Source organism: Exercitatus varius (assembly GCF_029577735.1).
Classification (GTDB): domain Bacteria; phylum Pseudomonadota; class Gammaproteobacteria; order Enterobacterales; family Pasteurellaceae; genus Exercitatus; species Exercitatus varius.
Genome location: NZ_JARQTO010000002.1, coordinates 280,813 through 301,226, shown reverse-complemented (window position 1 = coordinate 301,226; position 20,414 = coordinate 280,813). Strand labels below are relative to the sequence as shown.

The following is a 20,414-nucleotide window of genomic DNA, read 5'->3' as shown; positions in this document are numbered from 1 at the left end:
TTATTCAGTCACAATACTGACGTATTTACGACTTTTTTCGCCTTTAACTTCAAATTTTACTTTACCATCTGCAGTTGCGAACAAAGTATGGTCACGACCCATACCAACATTGCTGCCTGCGTGGAATTTCGTACCGCGTTGACGAACAATAATGCTGCCTGCTAATACGGATTCGCCACCGAAACGTTTAACACCAAGGCGTTTAGCTTCAGAATCACGACCGTTACGAGTTGAACCACCAGCTTTTTTAGTTGCCATCTACTTGATCTCCTCTGAAATTATGCTTGAATCCCAGTGATTTTCACTTCCGTGAACCACTGACGATGACCTTGCTGTTTACGGCTGTGTTTACGGCGACGGAATTTAACGATTTTTACTTTATCGCCACGACCTTGCGCAACCACTTCAGCCACTACTTTCGCACCAGAAACAACCGGCGCACCAATTTTAACATCTTCACCGTTAACGACCATCAACACTGAATCGAATTCAACCGTTTCACCGGTTGCTAATTCAAGTTTTTCTAAACGAACAACTTGACCTTCGCTTACACGGTGTTGTTTACCGCCACTTTGAAAAACTGCGTACATAAATACTCCGCTAATACTGTGCTTATAACGTCATTTTGTTTATAGCACGTCAAAATCATATAAATAGGTCGCAAATTCTACGGAAAAATATGAGGGATAGCAAGCGTTTCTTTGTAATAAAATAAAAAAATTGTGAAATCCGTCGGTTTCATTTTAGATATAACAAAAAATCGGTTAAACTTGACCGCACTTTTTATCGATCAACGCCCATTTATTCATGGATTGGCAATAATGACAACACAAAATCATCTCATGGACATGAAAGCCATTCAGGCTTTAATCGAGCCGGATATGCAAAAAGTGAACGCGGAAATTTTAGCGCAACTTAATTCTGACGTCGCTTTAATCAACCAACTCGGTTTTTATATCATTCAGGGCGGCGGAAAACGCATTCGTCCGATGATCGCCTTACTGGCGGCGCGCGCACTGAATTACGACGGCGAACAAATGCCGATGTGCGCGGCTTTCATTGAATTTATTCATACCGCCAGCCTGTTGCATGACGATGTGGTGGACGAATCGGATATGCGCCGCGGACGCGCAACGGCCAACGCAGCGTTCGGTAACGCCGCCAGCGTGTTAGTGGGCGACTTCATTTACACTCGCGCATTTCAGTTGATGGCTAAACTTAACTCGTTGAAAATGTTAACGATTATGTCTGACGCCACGAACGTATTGGCGGAAGGCGAAGTGCAACAGTTGATGAATGTGAATGATCCGGAAACCACCGAAGAAAATTACATGAAAGTGATTTACCGCAAAACCGCGCGTCTGTTTGAAGTATCCACTCAGGCGGCGGCGATTGTGGCGAATGCGGATGAAAAAACCGAATCGGCGCTGCAACAATACGGACGCTATCTCGGCACCGCATTCCAACTGGTGGACGACGTGTTGGACTACAGCGCCGAAGCGGAAACCATGGGCAAAAACGTGGGCGACGATTTAGCGGAAGGCAAACCGACTTTACCGTTGCTCCACGCCATGCGGCACGGCACGCCGGAGCAGGCCGCGCTTATCCGCTCGGCGATTGAAGAAGGCGGCAAACGGGAAATCATTGGCGAAGTGCTTGCCATTATGGCGGAACATAAATCCCTCGATCACGCTATGGAGCGCGCTAAAATTGAAGCGCAAAAAGCGGTGGATGCGCTGAACGCGTTGCCGGATAACGAATATAAACAAGCGCTGATTTCCCTGGCTTACCAATCCGTAAATCGAACTTATTAATCAGGATTTCAGGGCGTGCAAACGCCCTTATTTTTTTAGGAAAGTATTATGACGGAAAACAATCAATCCGCACAAAGTGCGGGAAAAAAATGCGATGTTTTTTCCCGTTCGGAAAAAACGCAAAACGGGCAATCTTCGGCACATTCATTTGAGCCGAAACAAAAAAAACGCAACCCGAAACCGGATCCCAATGCACCTTATGTCCGCCCTCGGCTCGAATTGCCGAACGGGCATCGCAAATTGTTGCTGCATACTTGCTGTGCGCCCTGCGCCGGTGAAATTATCGCCGCGGTAATGGCGTCGGACGTGGAATTCACCATTTTCTTTTACAACCCCAATATTCATCCGCATAAAGAATATTTAATCCGGAAAGAAGAAAACAAACGTTTTGCGGAAAAAAACAATATTCCTTTTATCGATGCGGATTACGACCGCGCGCAGTGGTTTGAACGGGTGAAAGGATTGGAACACGAACCCGAACGCGGTGCGCGTTGTACCAAATGTTTCGACATGCGATTGGAACGCACCGCCCTTTACGCTCATGAAAACGGCTTTCCGGTTATCGCCACCAGCCTCGGAATTTCCCGCTGGAAAAATCAGGAACAAGTTTACGACTGCGGCCGCCGCGCCGCCGCCCGTTATGACGACGTCATTTTTTGGGATTTCAACTGGCGTAAAGACGGCGGTTCCGCCCGTTCCGACCGAATTCGCAAAGAAGAAGGATTTTACAAACAGGAATATTGCGGCTGCGTCTATTCCCTGCGGGACGCCAACCAATGGCGCGAAGCCAAAGGTTTGGGTAAAATCGAGATCGGTAAAACCTTCTATTCTTTAGACGAATAATCGCCGTCACCTGTTTGTGCTTTGAAAAAACTCACAAAAAACGCACCGCACTTTTATTTCGTGCGGTGCGTTTTTATCTTGCCAAATACTTAAGCCTGCGATTTAGCGCGCATGCCCAGCGCTAACGCCACAATAAAGGCAACGGTAAAGGAAATCGCCATCCCTACGGCGTACATGCCCCAGTCTCCCGCGCGGATAGAGGCAATTCCCACCAAACCGGCAGCGCCTAATGCGGTCGCTTTAACGTTAAAATACGCGATAAACGCCGCCGCTAAACCGGAACCGACCATCGCGGCATAGAACGGATAACGGAAACGCAAATTCACCCCGAACATCGCCGGTTCAGTAATGCCTAACAAGGCCGAAATACCTGAAGGCACCGCCAGACCGCGAGTTTTCGCGTCTTTATTCAGCACGGCCACCGCCAGGCAAGCCGCGCCCTGCGCAATGTTCGACATCGCGGCAATCGGGAAAATGAAAGTCGCCGCCGTGCTTGCCAGTAATTGCGTTTCAATGGCGATAAAAGTTTGGTGCATGCCGGTAATCACAATCGGCGCATATAGACTGCCGAACACGCCGCCGCCGATAAAGCCCAGGTTATCATACAGCCAGGTTAAGCCGGAACTCAGCAATTCGCCCGCTTCCCGACCGAAAGGTCCAATCACGCTAAACGCCAATAATCCCGTGATAAACAAAGAAAATAACGGCGTAATCAAGTTATTTAATACGGACGGCACCACCTTAACGAAGAATTTTTCTAATGTCGCCAGCACCCAGGAAGCAATCAAAACAGGAATCACCGTGCCTTGATAACCGACTTTTTCAATACTGATTAAATCCAGAATATTCCAATTTTGCAGTGTACCGTTTTGTATGGCTTCCGCATAACCGTAAGCATTGGTCAATGCGGGATGAACCAGCAACATACCCAGCGTAGCGCCCAGATACGGATTACCGCCGAATTTTTTGGTGGCGGTGAAACCGAGTAAAATAGGCAGGAATACGAAAGGTGCGTTGGCGAAGGTATCGATTAATGAGGCGAGATCTTGATATTGCGGGTAAAGATCTAACAGCGACTTCCCTTCCTGAAACAAATCTTTGGCCGTAAAAATATTGCCAATCCCCATTAACAAACCGCCGGCGACGATAGCCGGAATAATCGGCACGAAAATTTCCGACAAGCCTTTGATTAAGCGTTGTACGATATTTTGCTGCGGCACGTTGGCGGCTGCGGCTTGTGCCGAAGCGGAAGATTCGCCGCCCATAATTTTCGCCATTTCCGCATGCACTTTGTTCACCGTGCCGGAACCGAAAATAATTTGATATTGCCCGGAAGTGGAAAACTGTCCTTTTACGCCGTCGATGTTTTCAATCGCCGCCTTGTCTATTTTTGATTCGTCAGCAATAGTTAAACGCAAGCGAGTCGCACAATGCGCAAGGGTCGCAATATTTTCTTTACCGCCAAGTTTATCAATAACCTGTCGGGCAATTTGCGGGAAATTCATAAAAATCCTCCTGAAACGATTAAGTCTTTAGGAATTCTAACCAAAACAAGAGGATTTAACTAGAACAATTTTACCGTTATCGAGTTATTGCAGTAAAAAGAAAGAAAAGTGCGGTCACAAAAAGCAACGCTTTTTGAACGTTGGCTTTGCCAACGGTGGCGAAGCCATAAGTAATCGCACTGGCGATTACGCATAAAAAATGAAGTGTTTTTTGAAGATTACCGTTACAAACACGCTTTTGGAAACCTTCAATAAAATGACGATTTATGTATTGTCTTAAATTCCACGTATAAAAAAAGCCAGACTAAGGGAATCTGGCGTAAAAAGGGGTTTTATGAATAAAATACTTATATTCGTTTAACATCATCACAACGTTAAACGCGGTGAATTGTAAGGTTAATGTAAATTTGTGTCAATATATTTATTGAAAAATTTCTAACATTTTACAAAAAAAATTTAATTTCTTATTTATCAATAGCTTAAAAAATTCGAAAATCATTAAAAATAAAGCCGGGTATAAGCCCGGCCGTTGTTATTTTGTCGTCTCACTCATCACTTAACGATCAAACAATCAGAATGTCTCCAATGCGCTTGCCAATCTTCCAATTCCCGCTTCAATTTCTTCCTGCGAAATATTCAGTGCCGGTGCAAATCGCAACACATTCGGGCCGGCAACCAAAATCATCAACCCTTGATCGGCGCAGGCTTTTACAAACTCGGCCGCTTTGCCACGATATTGCTCGACTAACTCGGCACCAATCAACAAGCCTTCGCCGCGCACGTCGGTAAACAAACCGAATCGTTCGTTTAATTGGCATAACTGAGCCTTAAAAAACTCGGAAGTGCGGTTGACATTCGCTAAGAATTCCGGACGGGCAATAATATCCACAACTTTCGCTCCGACGGCGCAAGCCAACGGATTACCGCCGAATGTCGTGCCGTGCACGCCCGGCGCAAAACTTTTCGCAATGTCGGCAGTGGTCATCATGGCGCTGATCGGAAAACCGTTCGCCAACGCTTTGGCGGAAGTTAAAATATCGGGCGTCACGTCGAATTTTTGATAGGCATAGAACGCCCCGGTACGTCCTACGCCGGTTTGTACTTCGTCGAAAATCAGCAGCGCATTATATTCGTCGCAAAGCGATCGTAATCCCTGCAAAAATTCTTTTTTCGCCGGAATGACACCGCTTTCGCCTTGAATCGGCTCCACGATAATCGCACAGGTATGATCGTCGATAACCGCTTTTACCGCGTCCAAATCATTAAACGGCACATGAATAATACCCGCCGGTTTCGGACCGAATCCGTCGGAATATTTCGGCTGCCCGCCCACGCTGACAGTGAACAAAGTACGGCCGTGAAAACTCTGTTTGAAGGAAATAATATTGTATTTTTGATAACCGAAATGATCCACCGCATAACGCCGGGCCAGTTTCAGTGCCGCTTCATTGGCTTCGGCGCCGGAATTGGCAAACATCACTCGCTCGGCAAAGGTATTTGCCACCAATTTATCACCCAGTTCCAATGTCGGCTCGCTGGTAAACCAGTTGCTGGAATGCCACAATTTTTCGCCCTGTTCTTTCAAGACGGCCACAATTTCATCGGGACAATGCCCCAAAGCGTTCACTGCAATTCCGCTGGTAAAATCGATATATTCCCGTCCGTTTTGATTCCACACTCGGCTTCCTTTGCCTTTTACCGGCACAAAATTGGCGGGATTATAGTTGGGAATCATCACCTCATCAAATTTACTGCGGAGATATTGTGTCATTTTTATTGTCCTTTTTCGCTGATTATGTTTGGCTGTAGGTTACGCTTTTTTGATTTATTATGCAATTATCTTGAATAAAAATTCAAAATTATTATCATGCTCGTGCAAGAAAGCTCCCAAAGAATGAGCCCGACTTCAATGAAAAAAGAAAAAACTTAATTTGTTCCGCCTACGGTAATCTTCTCAATCTTGCACGCCGGTTGTCCGACGCCGACCGGCACGCTTTGGCCGTCTTTGCCGCATACGCCGATACCGTGGTCAATTTCCGCCGAATTTCCCACCATAGAAACCTGTTGCATCACTTCGATACCGTTGCCGATCATGGTGGCGCCTTTCACCGGTTTAGTGATTTTGCCTTTTTCGATCAGATAGGCTTCCGACATGGAAAATGTGAATTTTCCCGACGTAATGTCCACCTGCCCGCCGCCGAAATGCGGAGCAAAAATACCGTAATCCACCGAAGCAATAATATCCTCGAACCGGCTTTCGCCCGCCAGCATATAAGTGTTCGTCATGCGCGGCATCGGTAAATGCGCGTAACTTTCGCGACGACCGTTGCCCGTCGGCTGCATTCCCATCAACCGCGCGTTCATTTTGTCCTGCATGTATCCCTGCAGCACGCCGTCTTTAATCAGCACATTGCATTGGCTTGGTACGCCTTCGTCGTCAACGGTCACGGAGCCGCGACGATTTGGCAAGGTGCCGTCGTCCACAATAGTGCATAACGGCGAAGTCACCAACTGCCCGATTTTGCCGCTGAATAACGAACTTTGTTTGCGGTTGAAATCACCTTCCAAGCCGTGTCCCACCGCTTCGTGCAGTAACACGCCCGGCCAGCCGGCGCCCAGCACGACGGGCATTAAACCGGAAGGCGCGGCGACGGCACCGACATTCACCAGCGCCTGGCGCACCGCTTCTTTAGCAAAATACAGGGCGCGCATTTCGCCGTTGAAATCGTCGAAGAACCAATTCAGGCTGACCCGTCCGCCCACGCCTGCACTGCCGCGCTCCCGTTTGCCGTCTTTTTCCACCAGCACGGAAATCGACAACCGCACCAACGGACGAATGTCCGCCGCCAGCGTGCCGTCTGTCGCCGCCACCAGGATTTCTTCATAAAGTGCGGTCAAATTTGCGGTTACTTTTGTCACATATTGACTTTCGGCGCGCGCCGTGCGATCAACCAGGCGCAATAAATCGATTTTCTGTTCTTTGCTTAACGTATCCAGCGGATTAATTGCGGCGTAACGCCGAACGGCCTGCACCGGCGTTAAATTTACCGGCTGCATAATATGTCGCTCGCTCGGCGCGGCGATGCCTTTCACCGCATTGGCGCATTGCTGTAAATTCGCCGGATTGATTTGATCGGAATAAGCGAAACCGGTTTTCTCGCCGCTTACGGCCCGCACGCCGACACCGCGATCGATATGAAATCCGCCTTCTTTGATAATGCCGTCTTCCAGCACCCAGTTTTCATCCTGACTAAGCTGGAAATAAAGATCCGCGTAATCAATACGACGGTGCGACATTAAATCAAAAATGTTCGGAATATCGGTTAAGGAAAGGTTGCTGTTGGTGAGCAAGGAATTTTGGACGGTATCTAACATATTCTTCTCTAAATAAAAAATGATGACTTTCCGCTTTTCTCAGTGCTTTATGAAGGCAAAAATCATACAAAAGTGCGGGCGATTTTAACACAATTTAAAAAAACATTGAAAAAATCGCCCGCACTTTAACTTCATTATCGCTCGGTTTACATCACCACCACGTCGAATTGTTCCTGGTGATAGAAAACTTCAGGCTTAACCTGCACGCGCTTACCGATAAAGACTTCGATTTCCGCCAGTAAACCGTGGCTTTCTTCGTTAATCAGATAATCCGCGACGGCGGGCGAGGCATAAACCGTAAAAATTTCGCTGGCGAATAAATGATGAACGCGGATAATTTCGCGCATAATTTCGTAACATACGGTTTCCACGGTTTTGACGTGCCCGCGTCCCTGGCAGGCGAGACAATCGCTGCAAAGAATATGTTCCAGACTTTCGCGCGTGCGTTTTCGCGTCATTTCCACCAAGCCTAATTGGGTAAAACCGTTAACGTTGGTTTTGACGCGATCTTTCGATAGCGCTTCTTCCAAGGACTGAATCACGCGATTGCGGTGATCGTCGGTTTGCATGTCAATGAAATCGATGATGATAATCCCGCCGAGATTACGTAATTGCAGCTGCTGCGCAATGGCTTTGGTGGCTTCAATGTTCGTGTTGAAGATGGTTTCTTCCAGATTGCGGTGCCCCACAAACGCACCGGTGTTGATGTCGATGGTAGTCATCGCCTCCGTTTGTTCAATGATAAGATAACCGCCCGATTTCAAATTCACCCGTTTATTTAACGCCGCATTAATTGCCGATTCCACGCCGTATACGTCAAACAGCGGCTGATTATTGCCGGAATACAGCACCAGTTTGTCCGTCAGTTCCGGCATAAATTCTTCGGTGAATTCTTTCACTTCGTTGAAACAAAGTTTAGAGTCGATGCGGATTTTTTCGATACCTTGCCCGATAAAATCCCGCAACACCCGTTGCGCTAACGCCAGTTCGCCGTAAATCATAGAGCGGGTCGGATATTTGCTTTTACGTTCAAGCACTTTGCGCCATACACGTTTTAAGAAATCCGCGTCCTGTTTTAGTTCCGCTTCCGTCACGCCTTCCGCGGCGGTACGGATAATGTAGCCGCCCAATTCGTCGCAATAAGGTTCCACCAAGGCTTTTAAGCGCGCCCGTTCTTCTTCGCTTTCAATACGTTGCGACACGCCCACGTGGCTGTTTTCCGGCATGAACACCAGATAACGGGACGGCAGCGTAATATCGGTGGTTAAACGGGCGCCTTTAGTGCTAATCGGATCTTTCACCACCTGAACCACTAAATCCTGCCCTTCGCGCACCAGTTCCACAATATCTTTCACCACGAACTGCTTTTGTTCGTTTTCATCGACGCATTCGGTATAGCTGACGATATCCGACGCATGTAAAAACGCCGCTTTGTCTAGCCCGATGTCCACAAACGCCGATTGCATGCCGGGCAGCACGCGCGTCACTCGGCCTTTATAAATATTGCCGACAATCCCGCGTTTTGCCTGACGTTCGATATGAACTTCTTTTAATTCCGCATTATCCATTAATGCGACGCGGGTTTCATTCGGCGTCACATTCACCAACAACTCTACAGCATTCATAAACTACCTGAAAAATCACATTAAAATTAATCCCGTTAGGATAACGAAAAGCAAAATAGAAAAACAAGCGGAATTCATGTAAAATGTGACCTTTCTCAAATTTAGCGTAAAAAATCACCCGTTCGCAGCCTGTAAAGTGCGGTCAAAAAACGCAATGTTTTTTGAGCCCGGCTTTGCCAACGACCTAAAAGCTGAGCCATCCGTTCAGGAACGGCGGATAAAAATCACAATTTTCGGAGTTTTTCATGTTTGGACTTGATCCAACGCTTATTACCTTCAGTGTTTATATTTTGAGCATGATTGCCATCGGTTTGCTCGCCTACCGTTATACGTCGAATCTTTCCGATTACATTCTGGGCGGCCGCCGTTTGGGCAGTTTTGTCACCGCCATGTCCGCCGGTGCTTCCGATATGTCCGGTTGGTTATTAATGGGATTGCCCGGCGCAGTTTACGCTTCGGGTCTGATTGAAGGCTGGATCGCCATCGGTTTAACCCTTGGCGCCTACTGCAACTGGCGCTTCGTGGCGGGACGTTTACGCGTGCACACGGAATTCAATAATAACGCGCTCACCTTGCCCGAATATTTTCACAGCCGTTTCGGCAGCGAGCATAAATTATTAAAAATCGTATCCGCTACCATTATTCTGGTCTTTTTCACCATTTATTGCTCGTCCGGCGTGGTGGCCGGCGCCAAATTATTCCAGAATCTGTTTTCGATGGATTATCACACCGCGCTTTGGTACGGCGCGCTGGCAACCATTGCGTATACCTTTATCGGCGGTTTCCTGGCGGTCAGCTGGACGGACACCATTCAGGCGACATTGATGATTTTCGCCCTGCTCCTCACTCCCGTTTTCATCATTTACAGCATCGGCGGCTGGGATAATTTATCCGTGATCATGACACAGGCGGAACAATTCGCTCAAAAAGACTACACCGACTTATTCACCGGCACCACGCCGCTCGCTTTATGCAGCCTGGCCGCCTGGGGCTTGGGCTATTTCGGTCAACCGCATATTTTAGCCCGTTTTATGGCGGCTTATTCGGCTAAATCACTCAATAAAGCCCGTCGTATCAGCATGATATGGATGATACTCTGTTTATCGGGCGCTATCGGCATCGGTTTCTTCGGCATCGCCTATTTCCATGCTAATCCGCAACTAGCGGGCACCGTTAACGGGGAACGCGAACAGGTTTTTATCGAACTCGCAAAATTGCTGTTCAACCCTTGGATTTCAGGTATTTTACTCTCCGCTATTTTAGCCGCGGTGATGAGCACCCTCAGTTGCCAATTGCTGATTTCCTCCAGCGCCATTACCGAAGATTTCTATAAAGGTTTCATTCGCCCGAACGCCTCCGATAAAGAACTGGTTTGGTTAGGTCGCGTCATGGTGCTGAGCATTGCGGGGCTTGCCATTTGGATTGCACAGGACGAAAACAATAAAGTGCTGAAACTGGTTGAGTTCGCCTGGGCGGGCTTCGGCAGCGCTTTCGGCCCGGTCGTGCTACTGTCTTTATTCTGGAAGCGCATGACTTCAAGCGGCGCCATGGCGGGCATGCTGGCGGGCGCCGTCGTGGTTTTCGGCTGGAAACACTGGGTGCCGACAGACAGCGTTTGGCACAATGTCTATGAAATGATTCCCGCTTTCGGCTGCGCGACATTAAGCATTATTATCGTGTCGTTGTTATCGCCCAAACCAAGCCGACAAATCGAAGACAGATTCCGTCAGGCCAATCAAGCTTATAAGGATGCCCAATGATCGACTTTCGTCCCTTTTACCGGCAAATTGCCACTTCTAATTTGTCTGCATGGCTGGAAACCTTGCCGTTACAGCTGAAAAACTGGGAAAAAAATACCCACGGCGAATATGCCAAATGGGCGAAAATTGTGGATTTTTTACCGAATTTAACGGCGGATCATATTGATCTCAAAAACTCTGTAAAATCCTCCCGCACTTTTCCGCTTTCCGAAGGCGAACGCCAACGCATTATTCATCATCTGAAACAGCTGATGCCGTGGCGCAAAGGCCCGTATCATTTATTCGGCATTCATGTGGACTGCGAATGGCGCTCCGATTTTAAATGGGAGCGGGTGCTGCCCCATTTGGCGCCGTTGCAGGATCGCACCGTGTTAGACGTCGGCTGCGGCAGCGGTTATCACATGTGGCGCATGGTCGGCGAAGGTGCCAAAACCGTGGTGGGCATCGACCCGACCGAATTGTTCCTGTGTCAGTTTGAAGCGGTGCGCAAACTGCTGAATAACGATCGCCGCGCCAATTTAATTCCTTTAGGCATTGAAGAAATGCAGCCTCTCGGCGTGTTCGATACGGTGTTTTCCATGGGTGTGCTGTATCACCGCAAATCACCGCTGGATCATCTAACTCAGCTAAAAAACCAACTGCGTAAAGGCGGCGAACTGGTGCTGGAAACTTTGGTGATCGACGGCGACGAAAATACGGCGCTGGTGCCGGCGGATCGTTACGCCAAAATGAAAAATGTGTATTTCATTCCGTCGGTGGCTTGTTTAATCAACTGGTTGGGCAAATCCGGCTTCAGCAATATTCGTTGCGTGGATGAAGCGGTGACCACTCTTGAAGAACAACGAAAAACCGATTGGCTGGACAACGAAAGTCTGATTGATTTTTTAGACCCTGCCGATCACAGCAAAACCGTCGAAGGCTATCCCGCGCCCAAACGCGCGGTGATTATCGCCAATAAATAAGCAAAAGTGCGGTCACAAAAAGCAACGCTTTTTGAACGTTGGCTTTGCCAACGGTGGCGAAGCCATAAGTAATCGCACTGGCGATTACGCATAAAAAAAGCAAAGTTTTTGGGAAAATAGGCTTACCCGACATCAGAAAAACACAAGAAATGCTTTCAAAGGATGACAAGGCGATTTTTGCAGTCAAAACAAATTGATAAAATTGCATTTTTTCAAGATTATCCCTTGACAGCCACAGCCTAAATCCGTATTATTCACCACGCTTAAATCGCGGAGGAATGGCAGAGCGGTTGAATGCACCGGTCTTGAAAACCGGCGAGGGTGCGAGCCCTCCCTGAGTTCGAATCTCAGTTCCTCCGCCATCCAATTCAAAAAAACGGCAAGTTTCGAACTTGCCGTTTTTTATTTCACCGAATTTACATTTCGAGTTAAGATTCCGAATAATGAAAGTCATTATAAGGAATAAAACCAATGCTGCTTAAACCCATGGTAAATAAAAACTTACAAAAGTTATATTGGCTAAGCTCGCTATCATGTCTAATTTGGGCCATCCTTTTTTTAATACGATTTTTCACCTATCCGGAAAAATTTAATGAGATACTAATAGTATTTGTCGATTACGTCGGCGCATTGATCGCAACATTTGTGCTTATGGTTGCCGTTACCGAATCATTTTTCCAAGATATTGCTAAAAGTGCTTTGAGTGATTTTAACCGTATTATGTTCCGGCTATTCATTAGCTTCGTATTATTTTATCTCTATAAAGAACTGAGAGAATCAGTCGATCACCTCTATTGGAAACTAGCTTATGGCGTAATTGAATGGCTGATGTTCGGGGTCGGAATATATTTAGGATCGCTGCTGCTTACGCTGGCTCCCAGAAACAGAAAAGTAACCCAAAGAAGAAATCGAATGCGAAAAAATAAAGGCGCACGTTAAAAACCAGCGCCTTTATCGGTTAGATATTGATTATTCCCACTCAATCGTCGCAGGCGGTTTGCCGCTTACGTCGTATACTACGCGGGAAATGCCGTCTACTTCGTTGATAATGCGGTTTGAGATTTTACCGAGCAAATCATACGGTAAATGCGCCCAATGTGCGGTCATAAAATCGATGGTTTCGACCGCGCGCAGGCTGACAACCCAGTCATATTTGCGGCCGTCGCCCATTACGCCGACGGATTTCACCGGCAGGAACACAGTGAATGCCTGGCTGACTTTATAATACCAACCGGATTTATAAAGTTCTTCGATATAAATCGCGTCTGCTTTGCGCAGTAGATCACAGTATTCTTTCTTGATTTCGCCCAACACGCGTACACCTAAACCCGGGCCCGGGAACGGGTGACGATTCAGCATTTCCGCCGGCAAACCAAGCGTCAAACCGATTTTACGCACTTCGTCTTTAAACAACTCGCGAAGCGGTTCCACCAAGCCGAGCTTCATGTAGTCCGGTAAGCCGCCCACGTTGTGGTGGGATTTGATCACGTGCGCTTTGCCGGTTTTACTGGCTGCAGATTCAATCACATCGGGATAAATGGTGCCTTGCGCCAGCCATTTCACGCTGGTTTGTTTGTGTGCTTCTTCGTCAAACACGTCCACAAACACTTTACCGATCATTTTGCGTTTCGCTTCCGGATCGGCAATACCTTTTAACGCGCTTAAGAAACGCTCTTCGGCATCCACTCGGATAATGTTCAAACCGAATTTGTCACCGAACATTTCCATTACTTGATCGGCTTCGTTTAAACGTAACAAACCGTTGTCTACGAACACGCAGTGCAAGTTTTTACCGATGGCGCGATGTAATAACAATGCGGTTACCGAAGAATCCACACCGCCGGATAAGCCTAAAATCACTTCATCGTCGCCCACTTGCGCTTTAATGCGCGCTACGGCGTCTTCGATAATATTTTCCGGCGTCCAGTTCGTGCTGCAGCCGCAAATATCTACCACAAAGTTGGTTAATAAGGCCAAACCGCTTTTAGTATGTGTCACTTCCGGGTGGAACTGTACGCCGTAGAAACGACGGCTTTCATCCGACATGGCAGCAATCGGACAAGTCGACGTGGTGCCGGTCACCTGAAAGCCTTCCGGTAAACGGGTGACTTTATCGCCGTGGCTCATCCAAACGTCCAGTTTGGGCTGCGCCGAATTCAAATCATCATTCAATCGGGCAAAAAGTGCGGTAGAATTTTCAAGAGAAACGGAAGCGTAACCGAATTCACGATGATTGGAATTTTCCGTCAGACCGCCAAGCTGCATCGCCATAGTTTGCATGCCGTAGCACACGCCGAGCACCGGAACGCCGGCGTTGAATACGTATTCCGGCGCACGCGGACTGTTGTCTTCCGTAGTACTTTCCGGACCGCCGGAAAGAATAATCCCGGTCGGATTAAATTCACGGATCTGTTGTTCCGTCACGTCCCAAGCCCAAAGTTCACAGTAAACCCCGATTTCACGCACACGACGCGCGATCAGTTGGGTGTATTGTGAACCGAAGTCGAGGATTAAGATTTTGTGGTTGTGGATGTTGTTCATTTTGTTTCTCTATTTTTTGTAAAAATCAGATTAAATTTGACTGCTTATTGCGAGCCTAACTTTGCTAAAAATTCTTTCTCCGTTAATTTAGGAACATCGTTGCCTAAATAATAAAAAGAGGGTTTACAATCAATATAAATTTCCTGCTCTAAGGTAAATTCATTTTCCGCACTGAATAAACCGGCGGAAAGTTCATAATTATCCGTACCTAATAAATGATAGTATAAATGCGTACCGCATTTCTTACAAAAAGCTCGTTCCGCCCATTCGGAAGACTGATAACATTGGATGAAATCTTCACCTGAAATATCCAATTTTTGTTGATAACTTAAAGAAAATAACGGACTACCGTTCCAACGAACACAAGTTCCGCAATGGCAAGCATGAACGTTTTTATTTTCAGGTACAGTAATCTTTACTGAACCGCATAAGCATTGACCTTTCATTTTTTATTCCTTAGTCATTTATAGTGGAGACAAGCGGTGAGAATTGATTAAAATTTTGCAAATTACACCTCTTTCAATCCATCCACTGCAAAGCCGTTCAGAGAAAATGTAGTTATTTCAACTTCTTCTTACTTCCCGCAATCATCTTCTTCGCCGATAAATCACTCACGACTTTTTTGCCCGTTTTGCTTTCCAGCTCCATTCGGGCGACTTTGGCGACATTGCCGCCTTGTTCAGGCTTGATTTTCTTCAAAGGTTGCAGGATTAATCGCTTACGCCAACCAAAGTTTAAATGGCTCGGCTTTAGGGGACGGAATGGATTGAATGAGGCGTAACAGTTGTGGTATGTCCGCAACATCAGTTTTATAAAATTTTCCGTCTGAAGCTCTTAATTTCAGTTGGTTACAATCTGTAACCAACTGGCTTCCTTCCTTAGTCAGTCTATGTTTCAGTACTTTCCAATAATTTCTTGGATTAGGGCTTTCAGTTAAAACCTCAACCACATCTACAATCGAAAAATACCATTTTTCCTGCTCTTCATCCCAAATGGAACGCACTTTTTTTGTTCAAAAAGTTTGATGTCCATTTATAACACCTAAAAAAATGCCTGAATTTTCGACCGCACTTTACGCCGCATGTAACCTTTTAATCAACGCCAAAATCTCCGACATATCTTTGCCCATGTAATCCGCCAAAGATTGATCGACTATCATCCGCTTTTCTTCGTAGCCGATGACGGTTACTCCCGCGCCTTTGGCGGCAAGCATGCCGTAATAGGAATCTTCTACGGCAACAGCGTGTTCGGCGGAAACGCCTAATGAATCTAACGTGTGGCGATAAATCGCCGGATCGGGTTTACTGCGGTCGAAGTCGTCGCCGGTCACGATCAAATCAAAATCATCTTTAATTCCGCATACTGTCAAAATGTTGCTGATATGTGACAAAGCGGAAGACGACGCCACCGCCAGTTTAATTCGGTGTGCTTTGGCAAACTCGATAATTTGTTTAATGTCGGATCGAAAAATCGTTCGGTAATCCACATTGCTGAATAAATCGTTAAAAAAGGCTTGATAGCGTGTTTGAATCTCTGCCAGCGGTAAGCTTGAACCGCTCAGTTTTTTGACGATTTCCGGGATTTCCCTTAAGGATTTACCGACCACTTCCGATTGTTGTTCCGGTGTAATCGGGCGGTTATGTTCCTGAATGTCGGCAATAAATTGTTTCTGTAGGGTGAATTCCACATACTCGGTATCGACAATCACGCCGTCCATATCAAAAATAATGGCTTGCAGCATAAGCACTTTCTATCTTATTAAGTAAACAACCGAATTTTACAAAAAACCTCACAAAAATCTACCGCACTTTAAACTCAAAAAGGCGGGCTAAAAGCCCACCCTAAAGTTAATTTGGAAGCTTAACCCAAACGATAATTCGGCGCTTCTTTGGTAATGGTTACGTCGTGAACGTGCGATTCTTTAATGCCTGCGCCGCTGATGCGGACGAATTCCGCTTTGGTGCGGAGTTCTTCGATGGTGGCGCAGCCGGTTAAGCCCATGCAGGAACGCAAACCGCCCATTTGTTGCAGAATGATTTCTTTTAAGAAGCCTTTGTATGCAATACGGCCTTCAATCCCTTCCGGCACCAATTTGTCGGCTGCATTGTCCGATTGGAAATAACGGTCGGCGGAACCTTTTGCCATCGCGCCTAATGAGCCCATGCCGCGGTATGATTTGTACGAACGCCCTTGATACAATTCGATTTCACCCGGCGCTTCTTCCGTACCGGCGAACATAGATCCCACCATCACGCATGAAGCCCCTGCGGCAATCGCTTTAGCAATATCGCCGGAAAAACGGATACCGCCGTCGGCGATAACCGGAATGCCGGTGCCTTCTAAAGCGCCTGCGGCTTCCGCAATGGCAGTGATTTGCGGCACACCCACGCCGGTCACGATACGAGTAGTACAGATTGAACCCGGTCCGATTCCCACTTTCACCGCGCTGGCGCCGGCTTCGGCCAGCGCTCTCGCACCTTCCGCCGTTGCAATATTACCGGCGATAATCGGCAAATTCGGATATTTGGCGCGGGTTTCGCGTACCCGTTGCAACACGCCTTCCGAATGACCGTGCGAAGAGTCGATCAATAACACGTCCACGCCCGCTTTAACTAAAGCTTCCACTCGTTCTTCGTTGCCCGGACCGGCGCCAACGGCGGCGCCCACACGCAAACGACCGAATTCATCTTTACAGGCGTTGGGTTTTTGTTCGGCTTTTTGGAAATCTTTAACGGTAATCATGCCTTTCAATTTGAAGTTATCGTCAACCACTAACACTTTTTCCACCCGATGGCTGTGCATTAAGGCGATAATATCTTCGCGTTTTGCGCCTTCTTTCACGGTAACCAGTTTTTCTTTCGGCGTCATCACTTCCGCCACGGTTTTGTTTAAATCTTTGACGAAACGGGTATCGCGGGCGGTGATAATACCGACTAAATTATCCTTTTGATCGATAACGGGATAACCGGCGAAACCGTTTTTCTTCACTAATTGCGCCAGTTCGTTAAGAGATAATTCGGGAGAAACCGTAACAGGTTCGGACACAATACCGCTTTCAAATTTTTTCACCCGACGCACGCGATCCGCCTGGCGTTCGATAGACATATTTTTGTGAATGAATCCGATTCCGCCTTCCTGCGCAAGCGCAATTGCCAGCTTGGCTTCGGTTACCGTATCCATCGCGGCGGAAAGCATCGGGATGTTTAAACGAATTTCTTTGGTTAATTGAGTGGAAAGGTCTGCGGTATTCGGCAGCACGGTGGAATGTGCGGGGACAAGAAGCACGTCGTCGAAGGTTAACGCTTCCGTTTTGATACGTAATGACATTGCAATATTCTCTCTAAATTTAAAGTTGAAGTTAAAAAATATTGCGGACGGATTATACAGATTTTGATTTCCGTTGTGAACGTTTTTTCAAGAAAAATTTATCTTTTCCCCAATTTATGATAAAAAAACGCTAATCGTTTGCCGTAAGGAATTTACATGACTTCATTATTAGAAATTCTGGCGGACTGCCAGCCTCATTCTTTCGAAAATCTGACCGCACTTTTCGCCTGTTCCGACGAGGAATTGCTCGCCCGCATTCAAACGTTGCAGAAACAGGGCATTCTCATCGACACCGCTTTCGGCGAAGTGCGATTAATTCCGCAAACGCCGTTGTTAAGTGCGGTCAAAATTCAGCAAGTTTTTCCCCGTCATAAAATCATGTACGTACCGGTGATTGATTCCACCAATCGTTTATTGCTGACCAACATGAGCCGCCTCAACAAAGGAGATATTTGCATAACGGAACACCAAACCGCCGGTCGGGGACGGCGCGGGCGCCAATGGCAATCGCCGTTTGCCGCACAGGCGATTTTCAGCATGATGTGGCAAGTGGACGCCGGCAAATCCGTGGACGGTTTAAGCCTGACGGTAGGCATGGCGATTCGTCGGGCAATCTGTAAACTGGGTTCCGATCAGGCAAAATTAAAATGGCCGAACGACATCCTGCTGCACGGTCGCAAACTGGCGGGAATTTTGATCGAAACGGCGGGCACGGAAAACGGCCGGCTGAATCTGGTCATCGGAGTAGGCATTAATGTCGCCGTGTTACGTGACACCAATCAAATCGATCAGGCTTGGGCGAATTTACAGGAAATCTTGCCGAAAATCGACCGCACTTTACTGCTGATTACGGTATTTGAGGAATTAATTCAGGCGTTAACGGAATTTGAACGGCACGGCATCACCCCCGAATTTCAACAACAATGGCGGCAAAATGACGCATTTTTTCAGCACGAAGTCAACATTATCAAAGAAAAACAGATTATTTCCGGTGTTGAACAAGGAATCGACGAACGCGGACATTTGCGTTTGCAGGTTGGAAACGAATGGATGACGTTTAACGGCGGCGAAGTTTCCTTGCGAAAAAACGGCAGATGATCGTTTTCCCGTAAAAAACGGCCGTGTTTGAAAGAACGGATCGCCTTTTGCAGTGGTCGCCAAACCGATTAAAAAACGTCGCTTTTTTTATGCGTAATCGCCAGTGCGATTACTTATGGCTTCGCCACCGTTGGCAAAGCCAACGTTCAAAAAGCGTTGCTTTTTGTGACCGCACTTTACGACCCGAAATCCAAAAAATCCGCCGATTAGGCGGATTTTTATATGTCACTACTCGTCGGATTTCTGCAAATCCTGAATCAGAATTTTCGAACGGCGCTGATAGTTGTAATGCTCGCGTTTATCCTTCGGCAAATCTTCCACGTTCGCCATGCGGAAGCCACGTTCCTGGAACCAATGCACCGTGCGGGTGGTGAGCACGAACAGTTTTTCAATCCCCAAATTTCTCGCCCGTTTTTGAATTTCCGTCAGCAGAATATCGCCGCGGGAAGAGCTGCGGTAATCGGGATGCACGGCAACGCACGCCATTTCCGCCATTTTTTCCGCCTCGTACACATTCAGCGCGGCACAGGCAATAATGACGCCGTCGCGGTCGATAATAGTGTATTTTTCAATATCCATTTCCAGCTGCTCGCGCGAACGTTTTACCAACACGCCCTGTTGTTCCAACGGATGAATCAATTCGAGCAAACTTGGAATATCACGCGCCGTGGCAATCCGAACATCTTCCGAATTTTCCATGGAAAGCTGCGTTCCCACCCCGTCGCGGGTAAATAATTCCTGCAATAACGAGCCGTCTTCCTCGTAACTCAGCAAATGAGAACGGTGCACGCCGGCGCGGCACACGTCAATCGCCGCCTGCAGGAAACGCGCCTGCGAACTGTGATATTGATCCCGTTCAATGAATTGTTGCAAATAATCCGCCGCTTCCTGCGGCAACAAATCGGAAATGGACACGCCGTTTTTATCTAAAATTCCTTGGGTATTACTGAAACCGATGAGTTTTTCCGCTTTCAGCTTAATCGCCACCTGCGTCGCCACTTCTTCGAAAGGCAAATTGAAACTTTCGCCGGTGACGGAAGGTGCGACCGGCCCGATTAACACGATCGCGTCATTTTCCAGTTGTTTTTTGATATTTTCCACTTCTATTCGACGAATTTTGCCGCTTAGCATGTAATCTACGCCGTCATCCACCCCGATAGGCTGCGCCAGAATAAAGTTACTGCTCACCACGTTCAGCAGCGGCGAATGGGGCAAACGCATGGAAAGACGGGACATAATGTCGTAATTGAGCCGCCCGGCGGCCTGTTTCACCAATTCCAGCGTACGCGGATCCGTCACCCGGATATTTTTATGATAAACGGGCTGAATGTGATTTTTAAGCAGCAATTCGTTAATCTGAAATCTGGCGCCGAACACAATAATCAGCTTAATTCCCAAACTGTGCAGCAAACGTATATCACTGATAATATTGATAAAATTCTCACTCGCGATGGTATCACCATCCAACATGATGACGAACGTCTTACCGCGATGCATATTCACATAAGGGGTAGACTGGCGGAACCATTGGACTAATTCTGTACTTCGCATGGGCTCATAGATA

Annotated in this window: 18 protein-coding genes, 1 tRNA gene and 1 pseudogene; 7 read left to right on the top strand and 13 right to left on the bottom strand. The window is 47.2% G+C overall.

Annotated features, from left to right (window positions below; genetic code table 11):
• Both rpmA and rplU read right to left on the bottom strand, forming a co-directional pair.
• Window positions 1-258, bottom strand: a complete 258-nt coding sequence (rpmA, locus tag P7M01_RS04005) for a 50S ribosomal protein L27 (RefSeq protein ID WP_005760959.1) — start codon at window positions 256-258, stop codon at window positions 1-3.
• A gap of 20 nt (window positions 259-278) precedes the next feature.
• The gene (gene rplU / locus P7M01_RS04000; protein ID WP_012072663.1) at window positions 279-590 is read right to left on the bottom strand and encodes a 50S ribosomal protein L21; all 312 of its coding nucleotides are present in this window, start codon (window positions 588-590) and stop codon (window positions 279-281) included.
• A 252-nt stretch (window positions 591-842) separates the two neighbouring features.
• On the opposite strand from rplU, the gene ispB reads away from it, so the two are divergent.
• A complete protein-coding gene (gene ispB / locus P7M01_RS03995) occupies window positions 843-1,814 on the top strand; it encodes an octaprenyl diphosphate synthase (protein ID WP_317476612.1) in 972 nt (323 codons plus the stop codon).
• 48 nt (window positions 1,815-1,862) lie between these two features.
• Entirely contained in the window at window positions 1,863-2,657 is a 795-nt protein-coding gene (locus P7M01_RS03990) for an epoxyqueuosine reductase QueH (protein ID WP_202937029.1), read from the top strand.
• Between the two features lie 89 nt (window positions 2,658-2,746).
• Here P7M01_RS03990 and P7M01_RS03985 read toward each other — a convergent pair whose 3' ends face one another.
• From P7M01_RS03985 to rng, 4 genes are all read right to left on the bottom strand, one after another.
• On the bottom strand, window positions 2,747-4,162 hold the full coding sequence (locus P7M01_RS03985; RefSeq protein WP_202937028.1) for a sucrose-specific PTS transporter subunit IIBC: 1,416 nt from the start codon (window positions 4,160-4,162) through the stop codon (window positions 2,747-2,749).
• A gap of 571 nt (window positions 4,163-4,733) precedes the next feature.
• Complete coding sequence (locus P7M01_RS03980) at window positions 4,734-5,933, bottom strand: aspartate aminotransferase family protein (RefSeq protein WP_317483409.1); 1,200 nt, start codon at window positions 5,931-5,933, stop codon at window positions 4,734-4,736.
• A gap of 155 nt (window positions 5,934-6,088) precedes the next feature.
• Window positions 6,089-7,537 carry a metalloprotease TldD gene (tldD, locus tag P7M01_RS03975; protein ID WP_202937026.1) on the bottom strand — a complete coding sequence of 483 codons (1,449 nt, stop codon included), beginning with the start codon at window positions 7,535-7,537 and terminating at the stop codon, window positions 6,089-6,091.
• A gap of 146 nt (window positions 7,538-7,683) precedes the next feature.
• The gene (gene rng, locus P7M01_RS03970) at window positions 7,684-9,162 is read right to left on the bottom strand and encodes a ribonuclease G (protein ID WP_317476475.1); all 1,479 of its coding nucleotides are present in this window, start codon (window positions 9,160-9,162) and stop codon (window positions 7,684-7,686) included.
• 245 nt (window positions 9,163-9,407) lie between these two features.
• Here rng and putP point away from each other — a divergent pair, with 245 nt between their 5' ends.
• The 4 genes from putP (at window position 9,408) to P7M01_RS03950 (ending at window position 12,823) form a co-directional block, all read left to right on the top strand.
• Entirely contained in the window at window positions 9,408-10,922 is a 1,515-nt protein-coding gene (gene putP / locus P7M01_RS03965; RefSeq protein WP_317483410.1) for a sodium/proline symporter PutP, read from the top strand.
• Window positions 10,919-11,884 (top strand): tRNA 5-methoxyuridine(34)/uridine 5-oxyacetic acid(34) synthase CmoB, encoded by a 966-nt coding sequence (gene cmoB / locus P7M01_RS03960; protein ID WP_317483411.1) that lies wholly within the window; start codon window positions 10,919-10,921, stop codon window positions 11,882-11,884. Before putP ends, cmoB begins: the two co-directional genes overlap by 4 nt.
• 272 nt (window positions 11,885-12,156) lie before the next feature.
• Window positions 12,157-12,246 (top strand) — tRNA-Ser (locus P7M01_RS03955).
• Window positions 12,247-12,355: 109 nt separating this feature from the next.
• Window positions 12,356-12,823, top strand: coding sequence for a hypothetical protein (locus tag P7M01_RS03950; RefSeq protein ID WP_202937022.1), 468 nt, complete (start codon window positions 12,356-12,358; stop codon window positions 12,821-12,823).
• A gap of 30 nt (window positions 12,824-12,853) precedes the next feature.
• On the opposite strand, the gene guaA is transcribed toward P7M01_RS03950, so the two are convergent.
• From guaA to guaB, 6 genes and pseudogenes are all read right to left on the bottom strand, one after another.
• Entirely contained in the window at window positions 12,854-14,425 is a 1,572-nt protein-coding gene (gene guaA, locus P7M01_RS03945; RefSeq protein WP_317481741.1) for a glutamine-hydrolyzing GMP synthase, read from the bottom strand.
• 44 nt (window positions 14,426-14,469) lie between these two features.
• A complete protein-coding gene (locus P7M01_RS03940) occupies window positions 14,470-14,871 on the bottom strand; it encodes a GFA family protein (RefSeq protein WP_317481740.1) in 402 nt (133 codons plus the stop codon).
• Between the two features lie 112 nt (window positions 14,872-14,983).
• Window positions 14,984-15,124 carry a hypothetical protein gene (locus P7M01_RS03935; RefSeq protein WP_202937019.1) on the bottom strand — a complete coding sequence of 47 codons (141 nt, stop codon included), beginning with the start codon at window positions 15,122-15,124 and terminating at the stop codon, window positions 14,984-14,986.
• Between the two features lie 22 nt (window positions 15,125-15,146).
• A pseudogene (locus tag P7M01_RS03930) lies at window positions 15,147-15,457 on the bottom strand (BRO-N domain-containing protein); the annotation flags it as partial.
• Between the two features lie 40 nt (window positions 15,458-15,497).
• Entirely contained in the window at window positions 15,498-16,166 is a 669-nt protein-coding gene (locus P7M01_RS03925) for an HAD family hydrolase (RefSeq protein ID WP_202937017.1), read from the bottom strand.
• A 119-nt stretch (window positions 16,167-16,285) separates the two neighbouring features.
• Window positions 16,286-17,752, bottom strand: a complete 1,467-nt coding sequence (guaB, locus tag P7M01_RS03920; RefSeq protein WP_202937016.1) for an IMP dehydrogenase — start codon at window positions 17,750-17,752, stop codon at window positions 16,286-16,288.
• A gap of 156 nt (window positions 17,753-17,908) precedes the next feature.
• On the opposite strand from guaB, the gene birA reads away from it, so the two are divergent.
• Entirely contained in the window at window positions 17,909-18,850 is a 942-nt protein-coding gene (gene birA / locus P7M01_RS03915) for a bifunctional biotin--[acetyl-CoA-carboxylase] ligase/biotin operon repressor BirA (protein WP_317480542.1), read from the top strand.
• A 228-nt stretch (window positions 18,851-19,078) separates the two neighbouring features.
• On the opposite strand, the gene argA is transcribed toward birA, so the two are convergent.
• Window positions 19,079-20,401, bottom strand: a complete 1,323-nt coding sequence (gene argA / locus P7M01_RS03910; RefSeq protein ID WP_317483040.1) for an amino-acid N-acetyltransferase — start codon at window positions 20,399-20,401, stop codon at window positions 19,079-19,081.
• Window positions 20,402-20,414 lie beyond the last annotated feature (13 nt).